Annotated in this window: 3 protein-coding genes; all 3 read left to right on the top strand. The window is 60.1% G+C overall.

Features of this window, described 5'->3' with window-relative positions:
* Positions 1-251: hypothetical protein (locus AB0N07_RS51980; RefSeq protein ID WP_365848108.1), on the top strand; the 251-nt coding region annotated here is incomplete at its 5' end.
* Positions 252-447: 196 nt separating this feature from the next.
* Positions 448-747, top strand: coding sequence for a hypothetical protein (locus tag AB0N07_RS51975; protein WP_158491803.1), 300 nt, complete (start codon positions 448-450; stop codon positions 745-747).
* A 7-nt stretch (positions 748-754) separates the two neighbouring features.
* A partial coding sequence (locus AB0N07_RS51970) for a hypothetical protein (RefSeq protein WP_365848106.1) occupies positions 755-1,069 on the top strand: 315 nt, incomplete at its 3' end.

Here is a 1,069-nt window from a genome sequence, read left to right as displayed (position 1 = left end):
CTTTCATCACCCCTGAACAAGAGACAGAGATCCTCCAGTGGGTGGACAACTTCTGGGCCCAGCACGGTGAAGGACCGCTGTGGTCGGAGCTCGCCGAGAACTTCCACTGGTCCCGCTCCCAGCAGAACCGGCTCATCCACTACTTGGCTGCGCGGGGGCTGGTGACATTCAGCTTCGCCCCCCGCAGCCTGAAAACGGTTCGAGGAGCCACCACCATCCCAAGCCTCGAAGGTCCCGGCAGCGGCTCGTGAGAAACGAAACCTAGACGATAGGCGGGGTTACCAATGTGGAAGCAACGTCCGCAACGCGGACTTCGTCAGACGGAGCGTTCTCCTCGTCGCCTGTGCACACACAACAGGCCCTGCACAGACTCCTGGGCAACACATCCCCTTACCTGGCTCGCCCTCCGCAGGACGCATGCCCCGAAATCTGGTAGAGACTGTGGTCATGACTGAAGTTGACGTCGCCAAGTTGAAGCGCCTCAGAAGCGCCGTATCCAGTGCCCTCTCGGCAGTCCCCGAGGAGTCCGCGCACGGATTGCCCCTCACCTACAACGCGCTTCGGGACGAGGTTGCGTCTTCCGTCCCTGAGGGTCTGAAGGCGGAGTTGGAGCGCCTGGCACCCCCGGTAAAAGCCTCTGGCGTTGGCGCTCATGCGATCATCGAGGCGGCCAGAGACGGGGCCAAAGCCTACGCTCATCTTGCCGCCCTCAAGGGCTGGCTAGATGCGGTAATTGAGGAGGGTTGAATCACCCATGGGATCCGTAGAACTCTCCCGCCCCGCTAGCGAGCTTCGCATTCAACTTGCCGCCGCCAAGGCTGACGGTGAGGCAATATTGAACGCCACGCCCAAAGAAAGTGGCGGGCTTGCGGTGTTTCGAAGCAGATATCTGTCTTGGGAGAGCAAGACATCTGCAGTTCTCGAGAATGGCTTCAAAGTCTCCGGCACTCTCACCCCTAGCCCTAAGGGAGAGTTCACGGCCACCGCTGCCGCACTCCTGGACCTCAAAATAGCATCTACTACCATTCCCTGGGATCGGCTACCTGAAGTAGTAACTGACATCAGAGAG

This window comes from Streptomyces sp. NPDC051172 (genome assembly GCF_040682555.1).
Classification (GTDB): Bacteria; Actinomycetota; Actinomycetes; order Streptomycetales; family Streptomycetaceae; genus Streptomyces.
Note: the sequence above shows the minus strand (reverse complement) of the source record. Positions and strands in the feature narration are given on the sequence as shown.

What these genes read in the sequence shown, in the direction of transcription:
- AB0N07_RS51975 (WP_158491803.1), top strand. Translation starts at nt 448, where the DNA reads ATGACTGAAGTTGACGTCGCCAAGTTGAAGCGCCTCAGAAGCGCCGTA.